The organism is Acidovorax sp. SRB_14 (assembly GCF_012932145.1).
Taxonomy (GTDB): domain Bacteria; phylum Pseudomonadota; class Gammaproteobacteria; order Burkholderiales; family Burkholderiaceae_C; genus Simplicispira.
On the sequence record NZ_MWOK01000003.1, the window covers coordinates 206,056 to 224,138 of the forward strand.

The following is an 18,083-nucleotide window of genomic DNA, read 5'->3' on the forward strand; positions in this document are numbered from 1 at the left end:
AAACCAGGCCGAAAAAATGGCGCACAGCGCTTTATGGCACCCATTGGGTCGCGTAGCAAGCGCGCCGCTGCAGTGGCAAGCACCGTGCCACGGACGACTGCATGCCATGGGCATGAAACTTGCCCGGTGCTCCATCCGCGGACGCGCCCGCCCTGCCCCGACCCGGCGCCGACACGTGCATGGCGCGGTGTCCTACCCGCCGGGTACCGATGGCATCTGAAGATGGCGGCTGCCCCCTGACCTTCCTTTGAGGAGCGTTTCGCATGCCCAAGTCCCCACCCCCACGTCGCCATGCCAGCGGCACCCCTGCGGCCGCCTCGGCCGCCAATCCATCCAAGGCCCCCCACGGCGAAGGTGGCGAACTGCAGCAGCAGGCCGACGGCAGCCACCCGGTGCTGACCACGCAGCTGGGCATTGCCATTGCCGACAACCAGAATTCGCTGCGCGCCACGCCGAAGGGTCCCACGCTGCTGGAAGACTTCATCCTGCGCGAAAAAATCACCCACTTTGACCACGAGCGCATCCCCGAGCGCGTGGTGCATGCGCGCGGCTCGGGCGCGCACGGTTTTTTTGAACTGACCGAGTCGCTCGCGCAATACACCACGGCCAAGGTGCTCACCGAGGTCGGCAAGCAAACGCCGCTGTTTGCGCGCTTTTCCACCGTGGCCGGCGGCGCCGGCTCGGTCGACACGCCGCGCGATGTGCGCGGCTTTGCCGTCAAGTTCTACACCAGCGAAGGCAATTGGGACCTGGTGGGCAACAACATTCCGGTGTTCTTCATCCAGGACGCGATGAAATTTCCGGACCTGGTGCACGCGGTGAAGATGGAGCCCGACCGTGCATTCCCGCAAGCGGCGAGCGCGCACGACACCTTCTGGGACTTCATCTCGCTGATGCCCGAAGCCATGCACATGGTGATGTGGCAGATGAGCGACCGCACCCTTCCGCGCAGCCTGCGCATGATGGAAGGCTTTGGCATCCACTCGTTTCGCCTGCTCGACGCACAGGGCCGCAGCACCTTCGTCAAGTTCCACTGGCGCCCCAAGCTGGGTCTGCAGTCCACCGTGTGGGACGAGGCCCTGAAGCTCCAGGCCGCGGACAACGACTTTCACCGCCGCGACCTGTTTGAGGCCATCGAGGCCGGCAACTTCCCAGAATGGGAGCTGGCGGTGCAGCTGTTCACCGAAGACGAAGCGGCCAGCTTCCCGTTCGACCACCTCGACCCGACCAAGATCGTGCCCGAAGAGCTGGTGCCGCTCAAAACCATCGGCCGCATGGTGCTCAACCGCTGGCCCAACAACTTCTTTGCCGAAACCGAGCAGATCGCGTTCTGCCCGGCCAACGTGCCGCCCGGCATCGACTTCTCGAACGACCCGCTGCTGCAGGGGCGGCTGTTTTCGTACCTCGACACGCAGCTGATCCGCCTGGGCGGGCCGAACTTCACGCAGATCCCGGTCAACGCGCCGCAATGCCCGTTCCACAACCTGCAGCGCGACGGCCACATGCAGATGCGCCAGCCCCAGGGCCGGGTCAACTACGAGCCCAGCAGCCTGCAGCCCGACACGCCGCGGGCCTCGCAGGCCGTGGGCACGCGCGCCTTTGCCGAGCCCGCCGGCGACGGTGCCAACGGCCGCGTGCGTGCCGAGAGCTTTGCCGACCACTTCAGCCAGGCGCGGATGTTCTACCGCAGCCAGAGCAAGGTCGAGCAGGCGCACCTGGCCTCGGCGCTGGTGTTCGAGCTGTCCAAGGTCGAGACAGTGCGCGTGCGCGAAGCCGTGGTGGGGCAGCTGCGCCACATTGACGAGACGCTGGCCCAGCGCGTGGCCGATGGCCTGGGCCTGAGCGCCCTGCCGCCGGCCCCGCCCGCCGCGGTGGCGCCGCAGGACCTGCCGCTCTCGCCCGCCACGGCGTTGATTGCGCGCATGAAAAACACGCTCAACGGCCGCTGCGTCGGCATTCTGGTGGCCGATGGCTCCAGCGCCAAATCCATCGCCGCGCTGCAGAAAGCCATTGAAAAGGAAGGCGCCAGCGTGAAGATCGTGGCGCCCAAGGTGGGCGGAGCGGTGCTCGACGATGGCAAGCACCTGAGCGCCGATGGGCAGCTGGCGGGCATGCCTTCGCCCCTTTTTGATGCCGTGGCGTCGGTGCTGGCGCCCGAACAAGGCGGCAAGCTGGCACGCGAAGCCGCAGCGGTGAACTGGTTCCGCGATGCGTTTGGCCACCTCAAGGCAATTGCCGCCTGCAAGGGCTCGCAGGCTATCGTGCAGGCTGCGGGCATCGAGCCTGACGCCGGCGTGCTCGACCCGTCCGACACCGCGGCCTTCGTTGCCGCCGCCAAGACGCGCCAGTGGGAGCGCGAACCCAAGCTGCGCACCCTCGCCTGAGAGCAGGCGCGGCGCCCGCGCGCCCCTGTTCGTTGGACCTGCCAAGGAGTATGGGACCGCCGCCCGAAGAGGTCAGACAGGTCGAGAGCGCCGTAGGTGCTTCGCGCGCCGAGCAGCAGCGCGACAGCCTGCTCTGAGCGCGCCGCGAGCGCGTTGGCCCGCGGCCTGCGTCACTGCGGCTGGAAGCCGCTGCCCTGGATGATGCGCGTCCACGCCTGGGTATAGGCGCGCTCGCGCGCGGCCAGCTGCTGCTGGGTCATGTAGTCCATGGTGAGGCCCAGGTCGGTGAGCTGCTTGCGCACCTCGGGCAGCAGCAGCACCTTCGAGACCGCGACCGACAGGCGGTTGAGCTCGCGCTGCGGCGTGCCCTTGGGCGCGTACAGGCCGTAATACGGCAGGTCTTCGAAGCCCTTGAGGCCGAGCTCAGAAAACGTCGGCACCTCGGGCATCGCGGCCTGGCGCTTGCCGCCCAGCACCGCCACCACGCGGATCTTGCCGGCCTTGTGGTTTTCGATGAAGTCCTGCACCGAGCCCACGCCGGCCGCGATCTGGTTGCCCAGCATGTCGGCCACCATCGGGGCGCTGCCGCGGTAGGGCGCGGCCACCAAGTCGAGCTGGTATTTCTGGCCGATCAGTTGGACCAGAAACTCGGGCGTGGACGCCGGCGCCGGAATGCCCACTGCACCCTTGCCGCCGCCCTGCGCCTTGACCCAGTCCACGTAAGCACCAAAGTTCGGGGCCGGCGTGCCGCCCGAGACGGCAAAGGCGTTGACGAAGGTGGCGATGCCGGCCACGGGCACGAAGTCGCGCACCGGCTCGTAGCCGGGGTTGCGGGTGACCAGTGGCAGGATCGAGATGGTGTGGTCGTGCGAGAGGAACAGCGTGCGGCCGTCGGCGGGCGCGCCCTTGAGCGCCTGCGCCGCGATCTGGCCACCGGCGCCGGGACGGTTGTCGACCACCACGGGCGCCTGGATCTGGTCCTTGAGCTTGTCGGCCAGCAAGCGCGCGATCGCATCCGAGCCGCCCCCGGCCGGAAAACCGACCAGGATGCGCACGGGCTTGGCCGTCTGCGCCATGGCGGTGGACAAGGCCAGACCCGCGGCCAGGGCGCCGGCGCAGCGCAGGGCGCGCGCCAACAGGGTGCGACGTGAAGACAACATATCCGACTCCCTCCAGGAATGAAATGGATGAACACCAGCGCAGCACGATAGCCGCCTGCGCGCGGTGCGGCAGGGCGCGGCGGGCGCCGGCGCCCGTCCGTGCCCACGGCGGGCATCTTGCACTATGAAAAAGAGAGCTGCCAGCGCTTGCCAGGCAAGCGTCAGAGCCCTGTTTGGCTCAAACCGCTGCGCCAGCCCTCAACCCAGGCGCGCCTGGTGCCGCGCGATCTGCGCGCGCACCTGCGCCGGCGCGGTGCCGCCCAGCGTGTTGCGCGCGTTGAGCGAGCCGCGCAGGCTCAGCACTTCGTACACGTCTTTTTCGATCTGCGGGTGGAAGCCCTGCAGCACGGCCAGCGGCAGCTCCGACAGATCGCACGCGTGGGACACCGCCGCCTTGACCGCGTGGGCCACGGTTTCATGGGCGTCGCGGAACGGCAGGCCCTTCTTGACCAGGTAGTCGGCCAGGTCGGTGGCGGTGGCGTAGCCCTTCTTGGCGGCGTCTTCCATGGCCTGGGCGTTGACGGTGATGCCGCCCTCCTTCGCGCCCGTGGCCGGGTTCAGCTGTCCGCCGACCATCTCGGCGAAGATGCGCAGCGTGTCCTTCAAGGTGTCGACGGTGTCGAACAGCGGCTCCTTGTCTTCCTGGTTGTCCTTGTTGTAGGCCAGCGGCTGGCCCTTCATCAGCGTGATCAGGCCCATCAGGTGGCCGACCACGCGGCCGGTCTTGCCGCGTGCGAGTTCGGGCACGTCGGGATTCTTTTTCTGCGGCATGATCGACGAGCCGGTGGTGAAGCGGTCGGCGATCTTGATGAAGCCGAAGTTCTGGCTCATCCACAGGATCAGCTCTTCGCTGAAGCGGCTGATGTGCACCATGCACAGGCTCGCGGCAGCCGTGAACTCGATCGCGAAGTCGCGGTCGCTCACGGCGTCCAGGCTGTTCTGGCACACGCCGTCCATGCCCAGCGTGCGCGCCACGCGCTCGCGGTCGAGCGGGTAGGTGGTGCCGGCCAGCGCCGCGCTGCCCAGCGGCAGCACGTTGACGCGGCGGCGCACGTCCTGCATGCGCTCGGCATCGCGCGCAAACATTTCCACATAGGCCAGCAGGTGGTGGGCAAAGCTCACGGGCTGCGCCACCTGCAGGTGCGTGAAGCCGGGCAGGATCATGTCGACATTCTGGGCAGCGGTGTCGACCAGCGCCTTTTGCAGGTCGGTCAGCAGGCCACCGATCAGGTCGATCTCGCCGCGCAGCCACAGGCGCACGTCGGTCGCGACCTGGTCGTTGCGGCTGCGGCCGGTGTGCAGGCGCTTGCCGGCATCGCCCACGAGCTGCGTCAGGCGTGCCTCGATGTTCAGGTGCACGTCTTCGAGGTCGAGCTTCCAGTCAAAGCCGCCGGACTCGATCTCGGCGGTGATCTGCGCCATGCCGCGCTCGATGTCGGCATGGTCGCCCGCGCCGATGATGCCCTGCGCGGCCAGCATCTCGGCATGTGCGAGGCTGCCCGCGATGTCGGCCTGCCACAGCCGCTTGTCGAAGAACACGCTCGAGGTGTAGCGCTTGACCAGGTCGCTCATGGGCTCCGAGAAAAGCGCCGACCAGGCCTGCGCCTTGGTGTCGAGCTGGTTGTGGGACGGCGGCGGGGTGGAGCTGGTAGGCATGGTGGGGCAATAATCCGGTGGAACAGACACCCGGGACGCCCGGATGCCGCAATGCAAAACCCGCAAATTTTATCGACCCTGCCGCAAGATCTCGAATCCTTGCCTCCAAGGCCCCGCGCGCACGCCAAAGTGCGGCGCGCGCTGGTGTTCGACGCCTGCGAAGTCGGCGTGGTGCTGCGCGCCGTGCTGTTCGTCGAAACGGTGCTGGGCGTGGGCGCGATGTACGGGGCCGACACGCTGCTGGACTGGCTGGCGCGCCTGGCGCTGCTGACTGGCGGCGCCCTGCCCGCCACGCTGGCCTGGCTGGTGGCCGCCTGCAGCCTGAAGACGCTGCTGCAGCGCCTGGGCACGCGCGGCCAGTACGCGGCCGGTGTGGCGCTGGGGGCGCTGGCGGGCGCCTATGCCTGCGCCATGCTGGCGCTGGCCGGCGTGGTGGCGCAGCCGCCCTGGCTGGCGAGCAGCGCCAGCGGCGCGCTGCTGGCGGCGGCGCTGGTGGCGGCGCTGGTGCTGCGCGCGCGCGGGCGCACGCCGGCGGCTACCACGGCGCGGCTCGCCGAGCTGCAGTCGCGCATCCGGCCGCACTTCCTGTTCAACACGCTCAACAGCGCCATCGCCCTGGTGCGCGAAGAACCGGCCCAGGCCGAGTCGCTGCTGGAAGACCTGAGCGACCTGTTTCGCCACGCGCTGGTCGAACAGGGCGAGGCCGTGACGCTGGCCGAAGAGATCACGCTCGCGCGGCGTTATCTGCACATCGAGCAGGTGCGCTTTGGCGCGCGCCTGCAGGTGCAGTGGCAGCTCGACCCGCGCGCCGACAGCGCACGCCTGCCGCCGCTCCTGCTGCAGCCGCTGGTGGAGAACGCCGTCAAGCACGGCATCGAACCGAGCGCGCGCGGCGGCAAGCTGCGCGTGCAGACCGAGCTGCGCGGCAGCCGCGTGGTGGTGCGCATCACCAACACCGTGCCCGGCGAGAACGCGCAGGGGCCCGCGGCCCCGCCCGGCCACGGCATCGCGCTGGCCAATGTGCGCGCGCGCCTGGCGCTGCTGCACGACGTGCAGGGCGAGTTCAGCGCCGGCATGGACGGCGGCCTCTACCAGGTGCGCATCGCCCTGCCCGCGCCCCGCCCGGCGCGCGCGCCAGCGCCCTCCCCGACCCCCGCGCGCCGCAGCGCGCCGACTGCCCCATGAACATCCTGGTCGTTGACGATGAGCCCCTGGCGCGCCAGCGCCTGCGCACCCTGCTGGCCGACTGCAGCGCGGACGCGCCGCACAGCGCGCCCCACGCCGTGGCCGAGGCCGCCAGCGCCGCCGAGGCGATGGAGCGGCTCGCCCCGACCGGGGGCCGCGCTTTCGACCTGGTGCTGCTCGACATCCACATGCCCGGCCAGGACGGCCTGGGCCTGGCACACCAGCTGCGCACGCTGGCGCACCCGCCGGCCTTGGTGTTCGTCACAGCGCACACCGACCACGCGGTCAGCGCCTTCGAGCTCGACGCGGTCGACTACCTGACCAAGCCGGTGCGCCGCGAGCGGCTGCAGCAGGCGCTGGCAAAGGCGCGGCGCGCCGTGGGCACGCCCGCCCTGGCCGCTGCGCCGCCCCGGGCGGGCGAGGCGCTGTTGATCCAGGACCGCGGCCGCACCGAGCGCGTGCCGCTGGCCGAGGTGCTGTACTTCAAGGCCGAACAGAAATACGTCACCGTGCGCACCGCCGCGCGCAGCTACATCCTCGACGGCGCGCTCAGCGAGCTCGAAGCGCGCCACGCGCCGCACTTCTTGCGCATCCACCGCAACGCGCTGGTGGCGCGCCGCGCCGTGCGCGCGCTCGAAAAGCACGATGACCCCGAAGAAGGCGAAGGCTGGGCCGTGCGCCTGCAGGGGCTGGGCGAGCTGCTGGCGGTCTCGCGCCGGCAGGTGGCCGCGGTGCGCGAAGAAATCGAGCGCTGAGCCTCCCCAAAGAAAACGGTCCCTTGCGGGGCCGGCGGCATGCTATCCAAACAATAGCTATCAGCGCTTTCCCAGAAAGGGCTGGAGGCCTATTTCATCAAAAACAGATTACAGCCGCACCGGAATGCCGCGCGCCGCCATGTGCTGTTTGGCCTGCTGCACGGTGAACTCGCCGTAGTGGAAGATGCTCGCGGCCAGCACCGCGTCGGCGCCGCCGATCTGGATGCCGTCGGCCAGGTGGTCGAGGGTGCCGACACCGCCCGAGGCGATCACCGGCACGCTGACCGCGTCGCTGACGGCGCGCGTGAGCTCGAGGTCGAAGCCCGCCTTGGTGCCGTCGCGGTCCATGCTGGTGAGCAAAATCTCGCCGGCGCCGCGCTGCGCCATCTCGGCGGCCCAGGCCACGGCGTCGAGGCCCGTGTTCTTGCGCCCGCCATGGCTGTAGACGTCCCAGCCCGCGCCCACCGGCTCGCCATGCGCGCCAAGGCGCTGCGCGTCTTCCGCACTGCGGCGCTTGGCGTCGATCGCGACGACGATGCACTGCGCGCCGTACTTGGCCGACACGGCGTTGATGACCTCGGGGTTGGCCAGCGCCGCCGAGTTGAAGCTGGTCTTGTCGGCGCCCGCGTTCAGGAGGCGGCGCACGTCATCCACCGTGCGCACACCGCCGCCGACGGTGAGCGGGATGAAGACCTGGCTGGCCACGGCCTCGATGATGTGCAGGATCAGGTCGCGCCCGTCGCTGGTGGCGGTGATGTCGAGGAAGGTGAGCTCGTCTGCCCCCTGCGCGTTGTAGCGCGCGGCGATCTCGACCGGGTCGCCGGCATCGCGCAGTTCGACAAAGTTGACGCCCTTGACGACGCGGCCACCGGTCACGTCAAGGCAGGGAATGATGCGTTTGGCAAGCATGGCGCTGGAAATCCGGCAGTGGAAAAGAAGCCCGACAAGATACCACGCGGGTGCGGCCCGCCGGCCGGCCCTGGCGGCCCGTGGCGCAGGGCCCGGCTACGGGATGCTTCAAAAACGTGAGCACGCTGCGCTCGCCTGGCCCTGATTTGAGGCATTTTCAGGCCTGAAAGCGAAACAAGGCCTGCGTCGCGTGCTATGCTTTTTGAGAGTCCGGTGCCTGCAGCGTGCGCGCCACGCCGTCCTGCCAGCGCCAGGCGTCTGCGCACATGCGGTCGAGGTCGCGTCCCGCGCGCCAGCCCAGCAGCTGCTCGGCCAGCGCCGGGTCGGCCCAGCACTGCGCCACGTCGCCGGGGCGGCGCGCGACGACGCGGAAGGGCACGGCGCGGCCGCTGGCGCGCTCGAAGCTGCGCACCATCTCGAGCACCGACACGGGGCGGCCCGTGCCCAGGTTCACGGTCAGCAGCCCCGCGTGGTCCTGCAGGTAGCGCAGCGCCGCCACATGGCCTTCGGCCAGGTCGCAGACATGGATGTAGTCGCGCACGCCGGTGCCGTCGGGCGTGGCGTAGTCGTCGCCATAGACGCTCAAGGCTTCGCGCTGCCCGACAGCGACCTGGGCCACGAAGGGCATCAGGTTGCCCGGCACGCCCTGCGGGTCTTCGCCGATCAGGCCGCTCTCGTGCGCGCCCACCGGGTTGAAGTAGCGCAGGCGCGCAATGCGCCACTGGCCGGGCTCGGCCGCATCGACGTCGGCCAGCACCTGCTCCATCATGAGCTTGCTCCAGCCGTAGGGGTTGGTGGCCGAGAGCGGGAAGTCCTCGCGGATCGGCAGCGAGGCCGGGTCGCCGTACACCGTGGCCGAGGACGAGAACACCAGCGTGCGCACGCCGGCCGCCTGCATGGCCTGCAGCAGCACCACGGTGCCCGCGACGTTGTTGTCGTAATAGCGCAGCGGCTCGCGCACCGACTCGCCGACGGCCTTGAGCGCCGCGAAATGGATGACGGCGCGGATCGGGTGCTCGGCAAAGATGCGCGCCAGCAGCGCCGCATCGCGCACGTCGCCCTCGATGCAGACGGGCTCGGCGCCCGTGATGCGGCCCAGGCGCGCGAGCACCGAGGGGCGGCTGTTGCCGAAATTGTCGAGGATCAGAAAGGGCACGCCCGCCGCAGCCAGCGCCACGCAGGTGTGGGAGCCGATGAATCCGGCGCCGCCAGTGACAAGAATCACGCTGTGGCGCTCAGACCGCGTTCAGCGCATCGGCGCGCGCCTGCGCGGCGGCGAAGTCGAGGTCGCCGGTGTAGATGGCGCGGCCGCAGATCACGCCTTCGACGCCTTCGTCCTCGACGGCGCAGAGCTGCTCGATGTCCTGCATGCTGCCCAGGCCGCCCGAGGCGATGACGGGAATGGTCACCGCCTGCGCGAGCTTGACGGTGGCTTCGACGTTGATGCCCGAGAGCATGCCGTCGCGGCCGATGTCGGTGTAGATGATGGATTCGACGCCCCAGTCCTCGAACTTCCGCGCCAGGTCCACCACGTTGTGGCCGGTGAGCTTGCTCCAGCCGTCGGTGGCGACCTTGCCGTCCTTGGCATCGAGGCCGACGATGATGTGGCCGCCAAATGCCGTGCAGGCGTCCTTGAGGAAACCGGGGTTCTTCACGGCGGCGGTGCCGATGATGACGTAGCGCAGGCCGCCGTCGATGCATTTCTCGATGGTGTCGAGGTCTCGGATGCCGCCGCCCAGCTGCACCGGGACGTCGTCGCCAACCTCGCGCAGGATGGCCTTGATGGCGGCGATATTCTTGGGCGCCCCGGCGAATGCGCCGTTCAGGTCCACCAAGTGCAGCCGGCGCGCACCGGCATCGACCCAGCGGCGCGCCATGGCGGCCGGGTCTTCACCGAAGGTGGTCGATTGGTCCATGTCGCCTTGCTTGAGGCGTACGCAATGGCCGTCCTTGAGATCGATGGCAGGAATGAGCAGCATGGTGGTTCAGCGAAAAAAGCGATGGCAGGCGCGGCCCGAACAGATGGTGAAAAACTCAGGGATTCCAGTGCAAAAAGTTGCGGTAGAGCTGCAGGCCCTGTTCCGCGCTTTTCTCGGGATGGAACTGTGTGGCGAAAATATTATCGCGTGCGATGGCCGAGGCGAACAGGCCGCCATAGTCGGTCTCGCCCGCGCAGTGGCGCGCATCGGACGGTCGGGCGTAGTAGCTGTGGACGAAATAGAAGTGGCTGCCGTCGGGAACGCCGGCCCACACCGGGTGCACGGCGCCGCCATGCGGCACCTGGCGCACCGGGTTCCAGCCCATCTGCGGCACCTTGTAGCGGCTGCCGTCAGCTTGCAGCCGGCCGGCCAGATCGAACCGGAGCACCTCGCCGTGGACCAGGCCCAGGCCCGGCGTTCCGCCGTCCGGCCCCTCGGCGCTGTGGTCGAGCAGCATCTGCATGCCCACGCAGACGCCGAACAACGGCTTGGCCGCGGCCGCTTCGAGCACCGATTCGCGCAGCCCCGAGGCCTGCAGCTCGGCCATGCAGTCGGGCATCGCGCCCTGGCCGGGCAGCACGACGCGCTGGGCGGCGCGCACGTCCTCGGGGCGCGCGGTGACGACGACGGTCCAGGCCGTGCCGGCGGCCGCCGCCTGCACGGCCTGCGACACCGAGCGCAGGTTGCCCATGCCGTAGTCCACCACGGCCACGGTTTTTGCTTCTGTATTCATAGCTGTCAGCGCTTATCAGGCAAGCGTTTGGAGCCGATTTGGCTTGAAGATCACAGCAGTCCCTTGGTCGAGGGGATGGTGCCGGCGCTGCGCGCATCGCGCTCGACGGCAAAGCGCAGCGCGCGCGCAAAGGCCTTGAACGCGGTCTCGCACTGGTGGTGGGCGTTGGCGCCGCGCAGGTTGTCGATGTGCAGCGTGGCGCCCGCGTGGTTGGCGAAGCCCTGGAAGAATTCGTGCGTGAGCTGGGTGTCGAACGCGCCGATCATGCCGCTCGTGAACGCGATGTTCTGCACCAGGCCGGGGCGGCCCGAGAGGTCGATGACCACGCGCGTGAGCGCCTCGTCGAGCGGCACGTAGGCGTGGCCGTAGCGGCGCAGGCCCTTCTTGTCGCCGACGGCGCGGGCCACGGCCTGGCCGAAGGTGATGCCGACGTCTTCGACCGTGTGGTGGCCGTCGATGTGCAGATCGCCGTCGGCGTGCACTTCGAGGTCGATCAGGCCGTGGCGCGCGATCTGTTCGAGCATGTGGTCGAAGAAGCCGATGCCGGTGTGCAGCGAGGACTGGCCCGTGCCGTCGAGGTTGATGCGCACGGTGATGCGCGTCTCGGCGGTGTTGCGGCTGACTTCAGCGGTGCGGTCGGAGGAAATGGAAGAAATGAGGGCAGAAGAGGTCATATCGAAGCCTGGAGCGCGTCCAGCATGCGCGCATTGTCATCGGCGCTGCCGACCGTGAGGCGCAGGCAGCGGGCCAGCAATGGGTGCATTGTAGAAACGTTCTTGACAAGGACCTTGCGTTCGCGCATGCCGGCGAAGGTCTTGGCGGCGTCGCGCACGCGCACCAGCACCATGTTGGCCTCGCTGTCCCAGCATTTCTCGATGCCGGGCATCTGGCGCAGCGCGGCCACGAGCCGGTCGCGCTGGGCGCGCAGCTCGGCCGCCTGGGCGGCGAACACGTCGGCGTGCTCGAGCGCGAACAGCGCGGCCTCGCAGTTGAGCACGCTGACGTTGTACGGCGGGCGCACCTTGTCGATCTCGGCCACCAGCGCGGCCGGACCCATCAGGTAACCCAGGCGCACGCCGGCCAGGCCGAACTTGCTGAGCGTGCGCATCAAGAGCACATGCGCATTGCGCTCGGGCTCGGCGCGGATGCGGTCGATCCAGCTGCGGCGGGCGAACGGCTGGTAGGCCTCGTCCATGACGACGATGCCGCCCTGCGCGCCCACGGCATCGATGATGCGCTGCACCACCGCTTCGCTCCACAGCGTCGCCGTGGGGTTGTTCGGGTACGCGATGTAGGTGATGGCCGGCTTGTGCTCGGCCACGGCGGCTAGCATCGCGGGCTCGTCGAGTTCGAAGTCGGGCGTGAGCGGCACGGCGACGAAATCGAGGCCTTGCAGCTGCGCGCTCATCGGGTACATCACGAAGCCGGGCATGGGCGCGAGCATCGTGGCGCGCTGGCCCGTGCCGGGCTGGGCGCAGGCCAGCGCGAGCAGCGTGATGAGCTCGTCCGAGCCATTGCCCAGCACCAGGGCTTGGCCGGCCGGCAGGCCGGCATAGCGCGCCAGGGCCTCCTTGAGCCGCTCGGTGCCCTCGCCCGGGTAGCGGTTCAATGCCAGCGCGCCCAGGCGCTGGCCCAGCGCTGACTGCAGCGCGGGCGGCAGGCCGAAGGGGTTTTCCATCGCGTCCATCTTCAGCAGGCCGTCGGCGCTTTGCACGGCATAGGCGCGCATGGCGCGCACGTCAGGGCGGATCACCTGGAGGGGATCTTTGGCAGAGAGCGTCATTCGGAAAAGTCCAGTTCTGTCGGAACCACAAGAAAGGGGTTGATGGTCTGCACCGCATCCATCTGCTGACCATGCGGCAGGGCTTCGGTCAGCAGGCAGCGGCAGCCCTGCTGGTGCGCCGAGGACAGGATCAGCGCATCCCAGTAGCTCAGGCCGTAGCGGTCCTGCAGGTCCCAGGCGCCGTCCACGGTGTAGGCGTCGAGGTGCGGCGGCAGCCACACGCGCAGGCGCCGCACCTGGGCGCGCACGCGTTGCAGCACCTGCGGGCCTTTAAAACGCTGGATGGCTTGGTTGTACAACTCGTTGAGCACCTGCGAGCTGATGCGCCCGCTGCGGGTCTGCCAGCAAAACGCCATCCATTCGCGGGCCCGCGCCCGGCGGGCCGGATCGCGGTCGTCCACGCTGGCCAGCAGCACTTCGGTGTCGACAAAGATCGGGGCGGTGGCCACGTTCAACGCTCGAAAAGGATGTTGCGCGGCACATAGGGCCCGCTGGAGGCGCCCCAGGATTCGAAGCTCAGCGCCTCGCGCATGGCCTGGGCGTAGGCGTCTTCCTGGCGCATCTTTTCGGCCATCCATTCACCGAGCAGGCGCGAGACGCTGCTGCCGCGCCTGGCGGCCTCCACGCGCACCCATTCGGCGACGGCGTCGTCCATGGTGACGGTGATGTTCTTCATGGGCAAAATAATACACGAACTTCGTGTTGCACGAACTTCGTGCTCCAATTTGATGCGCCGTGTGGTGGCTTTTGGTTGGCCGAACGCCGCCCGCTTTCGCCCGGTACATTCGTGCCATGGACCACCCGCCTGCCAGCCCCGTTGCGGACCACTCCCACCACCCTGTGCTGACCCTGCTGCGGCGCGCGCCGCGCTGGACCGTGCTGACCGGCGCCGGCATCAGCACGGACAGCGGCATCCCCGATTACCGCGACGCCGCGGGCGCGTGGAAGCGCTCGGCGCCCGTCACCTTCCAGGATTTCATGGGCAACGCCAGCAACCGCCAGCGCTACTGGGCGCGCAGCCTGGCCGGCTGGCCGGTGTTCAGCCAGGCCCGGCCGAACGCTGCGCACCAGGCCCTGGCCCAGCTGGAAGCGCGCGGCCCCGCACACAGCACCATCACCCAGAACGTGGACGGCCTGCACCAGCGCGCCGGCAGCCGGCGGGTGATCGACCTGCACGGGCGTCTGGACCAGCTGGTCTGCATGGCCTGCGGCCAGCGCAGCGCGCGCGGCGACTTCCAGGCGCGCCTGCTGGCGGCGAATCCCGCGTGGCGACACCGCCATGCGCCGGCGGCGCCCGATGGCGATGCCGACCTGAGCGGGGTGGATTTTTCACGCTTCGCCGTGCCGCCGTGCCCGCTGTGCGGCGGCATCCTCAAGCCCGATGTCGTGTTCTATGGCGAGAACGTGCCGCGCCCGCGGGTCGACGACGCCATGCAGCGGCTGGCGCACAGCGACCTGCTGCTCGTCGTGGGCAGTTCGCTCATGGTGTATTCGGGCCTGCGCTTTGTGCATGCCGCCAAGCAGCTCGGTCTGCCGGTGGTGGCGATCAACCTCGGTGCGACGCGCGCGGACGCGCAGCTCGATGGCAAGCTGCAGGTGGCGTGCGCCCCGGCCCTGGAAGACCTGGCCGCCCTGCTCTGAATGCGGGAACCTCGGGCCGCGGCACTCCATGCTCCGCGGCGATGCGTTTGAGTTGCGCAACTTTCCGACCTTGCGCCCTCAATTGCTGCCTCAAGTCCGCTTTCTCCATCTCCAACCGACTTATCACGTCGTGCAGTTCTTGATCCTGTTGTGTTCCACCGGATTGCGGCTTTTGGGCTGGCTGTTGCCCCGGCGCACCATGCACCGTCGGGGCGGGCAGCCATGCAAAAAGCCGCCAGACCTTGCGGCATGGCGGCTTGGCGCGAAAGCGCGCAACTGCAGGGGCTACTTCAGCCGCATCTCCGCCGCGCGCGCATGGGCCTGCAGTCCTTCGCCATGCGCGAGCACGCTGGCAATGCGGCCCAGCACCTGCGCGCCTTGCTCACTGACCTCGATGAGGCTGCTGCGCTTCTGGAAGTCGTACACGCCCAGCGGGCTCGAAAAGCGCGCCGTGCCGCTCGTTGGCAGCACGTGGTTGGGGCCGGCGCAGTAGTCGCCCAGCGACTCGCTGGTGTACGGGCCCAGGAATATCGCGCCGGCGTGGCGCAGCAGCGGCTCCCAGCGGTGCGGCTCGCGGCTCGATATTTCGAGGTGCTCGGGCGCGATGCGGTTGGAGATCGCGCAGGCCTCTTCCATGCTGCGCGTGTGGATCAGCGCGCCGCGGCCGGTGAGGCTCTTGGCGATGATCTCGGCGCGCGGCATGGTGGGCAGCAGACGGTCGATGGCCTGCTGCACGGCGTCGAGGTAGGCGGCGTCGGGGCACAGCAGGATCGACTGCGCCAGTTCGTCGTGCTCGGCCTGCGAAAAAAGATCCATCGCCACCCAGTCGGGCGGCGTGCTGCCGTCGGCCAGCACCAGGATTTCGCTCGGGCCGGCGATCATGTCGATGCCCACGGTGCCGAACACGCGCTTCTTGGCGCTGGCCACGTAGGCATTACCGGGGCCGGTGATCTTGTCGACCTTGGGCACGGTCTGCGTGCCATAGGCCAGCGCCGCCACGGCCTGCGCGCCGCCGATCGTGAAGGCGCGCGTGACGCCGGCCACATAGGCGGCGGCCAGCACCAGCGGGTTCTTCTCGCCGCGCGGCGTGGGCACGACCATGATGATCTCCCCCACGCCCGCCACGTGCGCGGGGATGGCGTTCATCAGCACGCTGCTGGGGTAGGCCGCCTTGCCGCCGGGCACGTAGATGCCGACGCGGTCGAGCGGCGTGACCTTCTGGCCCAGCAGGCTGCCGTCCTCGTCGCGGTAGCTCCAGCTCTGGCCGCAGGCCTGCTTCTGCGCCTCGTGGTAGCTGCGCACGCGCGCGGCGGCCGCCTCCAGAGCGTGGCGCTGTTCCGCGGAAATCGCGTCGAACGCGGCTTTGAGCTCGGCCTGCGTGAGTTCGAGCGCGGCCACCGCGGGCGCGGCCAGGCCGTCGAAGCGCGCGGTGTACTCGAGCACGGCCGCGTCGCCGCGCTGCTGCACGTCGGCCAGGATGTCGGCGACGCGCTGCTCGATGGCAGCGTCGGTGTCGGCGGACCAGTGCAGGCGCGCGGCAAAATCTGCCTCAAAAGTGGCGCTAACGCTGGACAGGCGTGCGGGTGCAGCTACAAAAGTCATAGTCAATCGGTCAGTCGGCAGGGCGGATGGCACCGGCAAACGCATCGATGATGCGGCGCAGCGGCGCCTGCTTGAGCTTGAGCATGGCCTGGTTGACCACCAGGTGCGAGCTGATGTCCATGATGCGCTCGACCTCGACCAGGTGGTTGGCCTTGAGCGTGTTGCCGGTCGAGACGAGGTCGACGATGGCGTCGGACAGGCCGATCAGCGGCGCCAGCTCCATGCTGCCGTAGAGCTTGATGAGGTCGACGTGCACGCCCTTGCTGGCGAAGAAGTCGCGCGCGATGGCGGTGTATTTGGTCGCCACCTTCAGGCGCGAGCCCTGCTTGACGGCCTGCGCATAGTCGAAGTCCGAGCGCACGGCCACGCTCACGCGGCACTGGGCAATGCGCAGGTCGAGCGGCAGGTACAGGCCCGAGCGGCCCGCACCCCATTCGGCGCTGTGCTCGATCAGCGTGTCCTTGCCGCACACGCCCAGGTCGGCGCCGCCGTACTGCACGTAGGTGGGCACGTCGGTGGCGCGCACCAGCACCACGCGCACGTCGGGCCGGTTGGTGGGCAGGATGAGCTTGCGCGACTTTTCCGGATCTTCGAGCACCTCGATGCCGGCGGCGGCCAGCAGGGGCATGATTTCGTCAAAGATGCGGCCTTTGGACAGGGCGAGGGTGATCATCAGATTCTTTCAATGTCCGCGCCCAGGGCACGCAGCTTCGCTTCCATGCGGTCGTAGCCCCGGTCCAGGTGGTAGATGCGGTCGACCACGGTCTCGCCCTGCGCCACCAGGCCGGCAATGACCAGGCTGGCCGACGCGCGCAGGTCGGTCGCCATGACGGTGGCGCCCGAGAGGCTGGCCGTGCCGTCCAGGCCGTCGGTGATGGCGACGCGGCCATCGATCTGGATGCGCGCGCCCAGGCGCACCAGTTCGTTGACGTGCATGAAGCGGTTCTCAAAAATGGTCTCGGTCACGGCCGCCGTGCCCTGCGCCACGCAGTTGAGCGCCATGAACTGCGCCTGCATGTCGGTCGGAAAGCCCGGGTACTCGGTGGTGCGAAAGCCCTGCGCGCGCAATGCGGCAGCGCCCGGACTGCGCACGCGGATGCCGCCGTCCACGGCCTGCACGTCCGCACCGGCGTCCTGCAGCTTCTCGACCACCGCGTCCAGGTGGTCGGGGCGCGCGTGGCGCAGCAGCGCATCGCCGCCGGTGGCGGCCACGGCGCACAGAAAGGTGCCGGCCTCGATGCGGTCGGCCACCACGGCATGCGTGCAGCCGTGCAGGCGCTCCACGCCCTGGATGCGGATGCGGCTGGTGCCGTGGCCCTCGATGCGCGCGCCCATCGCGATCAACATCTCGGCGAGGTCGGCGATCTCGGGCTCCTGCGCGGCGTTCTCGAGCACCGTCTCGCCCTCGGCCAGCGCCGCGGCCATGAGGAAGTTCTCGGTGCCGGTCACGGTGACCATGTCGGTGGTGATGCGCGCGCCCTTCAGGCGCGTGCGCCCGGCCGGCAGCTTGGCGATCATGTAGCCGTGCTCGACCACGATCTCGGCGCCCATGGCCTGCAGGCCCTTGATGTGCTGGTCCACGGGGCGCGAGCCGATGGCGCAGCCGCCGGGCAGCGACACCGTGGCCTCGCCAAAGCGCGCCAGCAGCGGCCCCAGCGCCAGCACCGAGGCGCGCATGGTCTTGACCAGCTCGTAGGGCGCCTCGGGCGAGCTCAGGGCGCTGGCGTCGATGCGCACCGTGCCGTTGTCGTCGCGCTCGGCCGACACGCCCATGTTGCGGATCAGCGTGAGCATGGTCGCCACGTCCTGCAGGCGCGGCACGTTGGTCAGCACCACGGGATCGGCGGTGAGCAGCGCCGCGCACAGTTCGGGCAGGGCGGCATTCTTGGCACCAGAGATGGCCACCTCGCCCTGCAAGGGCCGACCTCCGCGGATGAGGAGTTTGTGCATGGCGGAAAACCTGAAAAGTGAATTGAGAAAGAAAAAGGGCTCAAACGCTTATGGGCAAAGCGCAAGGAGCTATCAAATTTGATGCGCGCAAGCGCTCAGCCGCGGGACTGCGCGGCCCACTCGGCGGGGGTGAAGGTCTTCATCGACAGCGCGTGCACTTCATCGGTCGCCATCTTGCTGCCCAGCGTCGCATAGACGCGCTGGTGGCGCGCAATCGGGCGCTTGCCCTCGAACTCGGCCGAGACGATGGTCGCGTACCAGTGGCGGCCATCGCCTTCGAGCGTGATGTGTTCACAGGCGAGGCTGGCGGTGATGAGGTCTTTGAGTTGGTCGGCGGTCATTTCAG

Annotated in this window: 18 protein-coding genes; 4 read left to right on the forward strand and 14 right to left on the reverse strand. The window is 69.0% G+C overall.

Annotation, left to right across the window (positions count from 1 at the left end; genetic code table 11):
• Positions 1-263 precede the first annotated feature (263 nt).
• Positions 264-2,384, forward strand: a complete 2,121-nt coding sequence (locus B2J86_RS04045) for a catalase (RefSeq protein ID WP_173024771.1) — start codon at positions 264-266, stop codon at positions 2,382-2,384.
• Positions 2,385-2,554: 170 nt separating this feature from the next.
• On the opposite strand, the gene B2J86_RS04050 is transcribed toward B2J86_RS04045, so the two are convergent.
• On the reverse strand, positions 2,555-3,544 hold the full coding sequence (locus tag B2J86_RS04050) for a Bug family tripartite tricarboxylate transporter substrate binding protein (RefSeq protein WP_173024772.1): 990 nt from the start codon (positions 3,542-3,544) through the stop codon (positions 2,555-2,557).
• 198 nt (positions 3,545-3,742) lie between these two features.
• A complete protein-coding gene (gene argH, locus B2J86_RS04055) occupies positions 3,743-5,200 on the reverse strand; it encodes an argininosuccinate lyase (protein WP_169635393.1) in 1,458 nt (485 codons plus the stop codon).
• 51 nt (positions 5,201-5,251) lie between these two features.
• Between argH and B2J86_RS04060 the strand changes: the two genes are divergently transcribed.
• Positions 5,252-6,385 (forward strand): sensor histidine kinase, encoded by a 1,134-nt coding sequence (locus tag B2J86_RS04060; RefSeq protein WP_169635394.1) that lies wholly within the window; start codon positions 5,252-5,254, stop codon positions 6,383-6,385.
• Complete coding sequence (locus B2J86_RS04065; protein ID WP_169169991.1) at positions 6,382-7,140, forward strand: LytTR family DNA-binding domain-containing protein; 759 nt, start codon at positions 6,382-6,384, stop codon at positions 7,138-7,140. Before B2J86_RS04060 ends, B2J86_RS04065 begins: the two co-directional genes overlap by 4 nt.
• A gap of 108 nt (positions 7,141-7,248) precedes the next feature.
• Here the strand turns inward: B2J86_RS04065 and hisF are convergent, their stop codons facing one another.
• The 8 genes from hisF to B2J86_RS04105 all read right to left on the reverse strand — a co-directional run bounded on the left by hisF (position 7,249) and on the right by B2J86_RS04105 (position 13,220).
• Positions 7,249-8,049 carry an imidazole glycerol phosphate synthase subunit HisF gene (gene hisF / locus B2J86_RS04070; protein ID WP_169169990.1) on the reverse strand — a complete coding sequence of 267 codons (801 nt, stop codon included), beginning with the start codon at positions 8,047-8,049 and terminating at the stop codon, positions 7,249-7,251.
• A 193-nt stretch (positions 8,050-8,242) separates the two neighbouring features.
• Positions 8,243-9,274: a UDP-glucose 4-epimerase GalE gene (galE, locus tag B2J86_RS04075; RefSeq protein WP_173024773.1), complete on the reverse strand. Its 1,032-nt coding sequence runs from the start codon at positions 9,272-9,274 to the stop codon at positions 8,243-8,245.
• A 10-nt stretch (positions 9,275-9,284) separates the two neighbouring features.
• Positions 9,285-10,028 carry a 1-(5-phosphoribosyl)-5-[(5-phosphoribosylamino)methylideneamino]imidazole-4-carboxamide isomerase gene (gene hisA, locus B2J86_RS04080; RefSeq protein ID WP_173024774.1) on the reverse strand — a complete coding sequence of 248 codons (744 nt, stop codon included), beginning with the start codon at positions 10,026-10,028 and terminating at the stop codon, positions 9,285-9,287.
• Positions 10,029-10,083: 55 nt separating this feature from the next.
• Positions 10,084-10,761 carry an imidazole glycerol phosphate synthase subunit HisH gene (gene hisH / locus B2J86_RS04085; protein WP_169635395.1) on the reverse strand — a complete coding sequence of 226 codons (678 nt, stop codon included), beginning with the start codon at positions 10,759-10,761 and terminating at the stop codon, positions 10,084-10,086.
• Between the two features lie 50 nt (positions 10,762-10,811).
• Positions 10,812-11,435 carry an imidazoleglycerol-phosphate dehydratase HisB gene (gene hisB / locus B2J86_RS04090; RefSeq protein WP_169635396.1) on the reverse strand — a complete coding sequence of 208 codons (624 nt, stop codon included), beginning with the start codon at positions 11,433-11,435 and terminating at the stop codon, positions 10,812-10,814.
• Complete coding sequence (hisC, locus tag B2J86_RS04095; RefSeq protein WP_169169985.1) at positions 11,432-12,544, reverse strand: histidinol-phosphate transaminase; 1,113 nt, start codon at positions 12,542-12,544, stop codon at positions 11,432-11,434. The genes hisB and hisC overlap by 4 nt, the downstream gene beginning before the upstream one ends.
• Entirely contained in the window at positions 12,541-12,993 is a 453-nt protein-coding gene (locus tag B2J86_RS04100; RefSeq protein WP_169635397.1) for a PIN domain-containing protein, read from the reverse strand. Before B2J86_RS04100 ends, hisC begins: the two co-directional genes overlap by 4 nt.
• Positions 12,994-12,995: 2 nt before the next feature.
• Positions 12,996-13,220, reverse strand: coding sequence for a CopG family transcriptional regulator (locus B2J86_RS04105; RefSeq protein WP_173024775.1), 225 nt, complete (start codon positions 13,218-13,220; stop codon positions 12,996-12,998).
• A 116-nt stretch (positions 13,221-13,336) separates the two neighbouring features.
• Between B2J86_RS04105 and B2J86_RS04110 the strand changes: the two genes are divergently transcribed.
• Positions 13,337-14,185 carry an NAD-dependent protein deacetylase gene (locus tag B2J86_RS04110; RefSeq protein ID WP_173024776.1) on the forward strand — a complete coding sequence of 283 codons (849 nt, stop codon included), beginning with the start codon at positions 13,337-13,339 and terminating at the stop codon, positions 14,183-14,185.
• A gap of 285 nt (positions 14,186-14,470) precedes the next feature.
• Here the strand turns inward: B2J86_RS04110 and hisD are convergent, their stop codons facing one another.
• The 4 genes from hisD to B2J86_RS04130 form a co-directional block, all read right to left on the reverse strand.
• A complete protein-coding gene (gene hisD / locus B2J86_RS04115) occupies positions 14,471-15,787 on the reverse strand; it encodes a histidinol dehydrogenase (protein ID WP_173024777.1) in 1,317 nt (438 codons plus the stop codon).
• A gap of 10 nt (positions 15,788-15,797) precedes the next feature.
• The gene (gene hisG, locus B2J86_RS04120) at positions 15,798-16,460 is read right to left on the reverse strand and encodes an ATP phosphoribosyltransferase (protein ID WP_173024778.1); all 663 of its coding nucleotides are present in this window, start codon (positions 16,458-16,460) and stop codon (positions 15,798-15,800) included.
• Complete coding sequence (gene murA / locus B2J86_RS04125) at positions 16,460-17,737, reverse strand: UDP-N-acetylglucosamine 1-carboxyvinyltransferase (RefSeq protein ID WP_169169978.1); 1,278 nt, start codon at positions 17,735-17,737, stop codon at positions 16,460-16,462. Before murA ends, hisG begins: the two co-directional genes overlap by 1 nt.
• A gap of 95 nt (positions 17,738-17,832) precedes the next feature.
• Entirely contained in the window at positions 17,833-18,078 is a 246-nt protein-coding gene (locus tag B2J86_RS04130; RefSeq protein WP_169169977.1) for a BolA family protein, read from the reverse strand.
• Between the last annotated feature and the right edge of the window lie 5 nt (positions 18,079-18,083).

Coding starts and splice junctions, on each gene's coding strand:
- B2J86_RS04130 (WP_169169977.1), bottom strand. CDS start 18,078: ATGACCGCCGACCAACTCAAAGACCTCATCACCGCCAGCCTCGCCTGT.
- murA (WP_169169978.1), bottom strand. CDS start 17,737: ATGCACAAACTCCTCATCCGCGGAGGTCGGCCCTTGCAGGGCGAGGTG.
- hisH (WP_169635395.1), bottom strand. CDS start 10,761: ATGAATACAGAAGCAAAAACCGTGGCCGTGGTGGACTACGGCATGGGC.
- B2J86_RS04050 (WP_173024772.1), bottom strand. CDS start 3,544: ATGTTGTCTTCACGTCGCACCCTGTTGGCGCGCGCCCTGCGCTGCGCC.
- B2J86_RS04065 (WP_169169991.1), top strand. CDS start 6,382: ATGAACATCCTGGTCGTTGACGATGAGCCCCTGGCGCGCCAGCGCCTG.
- argH (WP_169635393.1), bottom strand. CDS start 5,200: ATGCCTACCAGCTCCACCCCGCCGCCGTCCCACAACCAGCTCGACACC.
- B2J86_RS04110 (WP_173024776.1), top strand. CDS start 13,337: ATGGACCACCCGCCTGCCAGCCCCGTTGCGGACCACTCCCACCACCCT.
- hisA (WP_173024774.1), bottom strand. CDS start 10,028: ATGCTGCTCATTCCTGCCATCGATCTCAAGGACGGCCATTGCGTACGC.
- hisD (WP_173024777.1), bottom strand. CDS start 15,787: ATGACTTTTGTAGCTGCACCCGCACGCCTGTCCAGCGTTAGCGCCACT.
- hisC (WP_169169985.1), bottom strand. CDS start 12,544: ATGACGCTCTCTGCCAAAGATCCCCTCCAGGTGATCCGCCCTGACGTG.
- B2J86_RS04105 (WP_173024775.1), bottom strand. CDS start 13,220: ATGAAGAACATCACCGTCACCATGGACGACGCCGTCGCCGAATGGGTG.
- hisF (WP_169169990.1), bottom strand. CDS start 8,049: ATGCTTGCCAAACGCATCATTCCCTGCCTTGACGTGACCGGTGGCCGC.
- B2J86_RS04060 (WP_169635394.1), top strand. CDS start 5,252: ATGCAAAACCCGCAAATTTTATCGACCCTGCCGCAAGATCTCGAATCC.
- hisB (WP_169635396.1), bottom strand. CDS start 11,435: ATGACCTCTTCTGCCCTCATTTCTTCCATTTCCTCCGACCGCACCGCT.
- hisG (WP_173024778.1), bottom strand. CDS start 16,460: ATGATCACCCTCGCCCTGTCCAAAGGCCGCATCTTTGACGAAATCATG.
- B2J86_RS04045 (WP_173024771.1), top strand. CDS start 264: ATGCCCAAGTCCCCACCCCCACGTCGCCATGCCAGCGGCACCCCTGCG.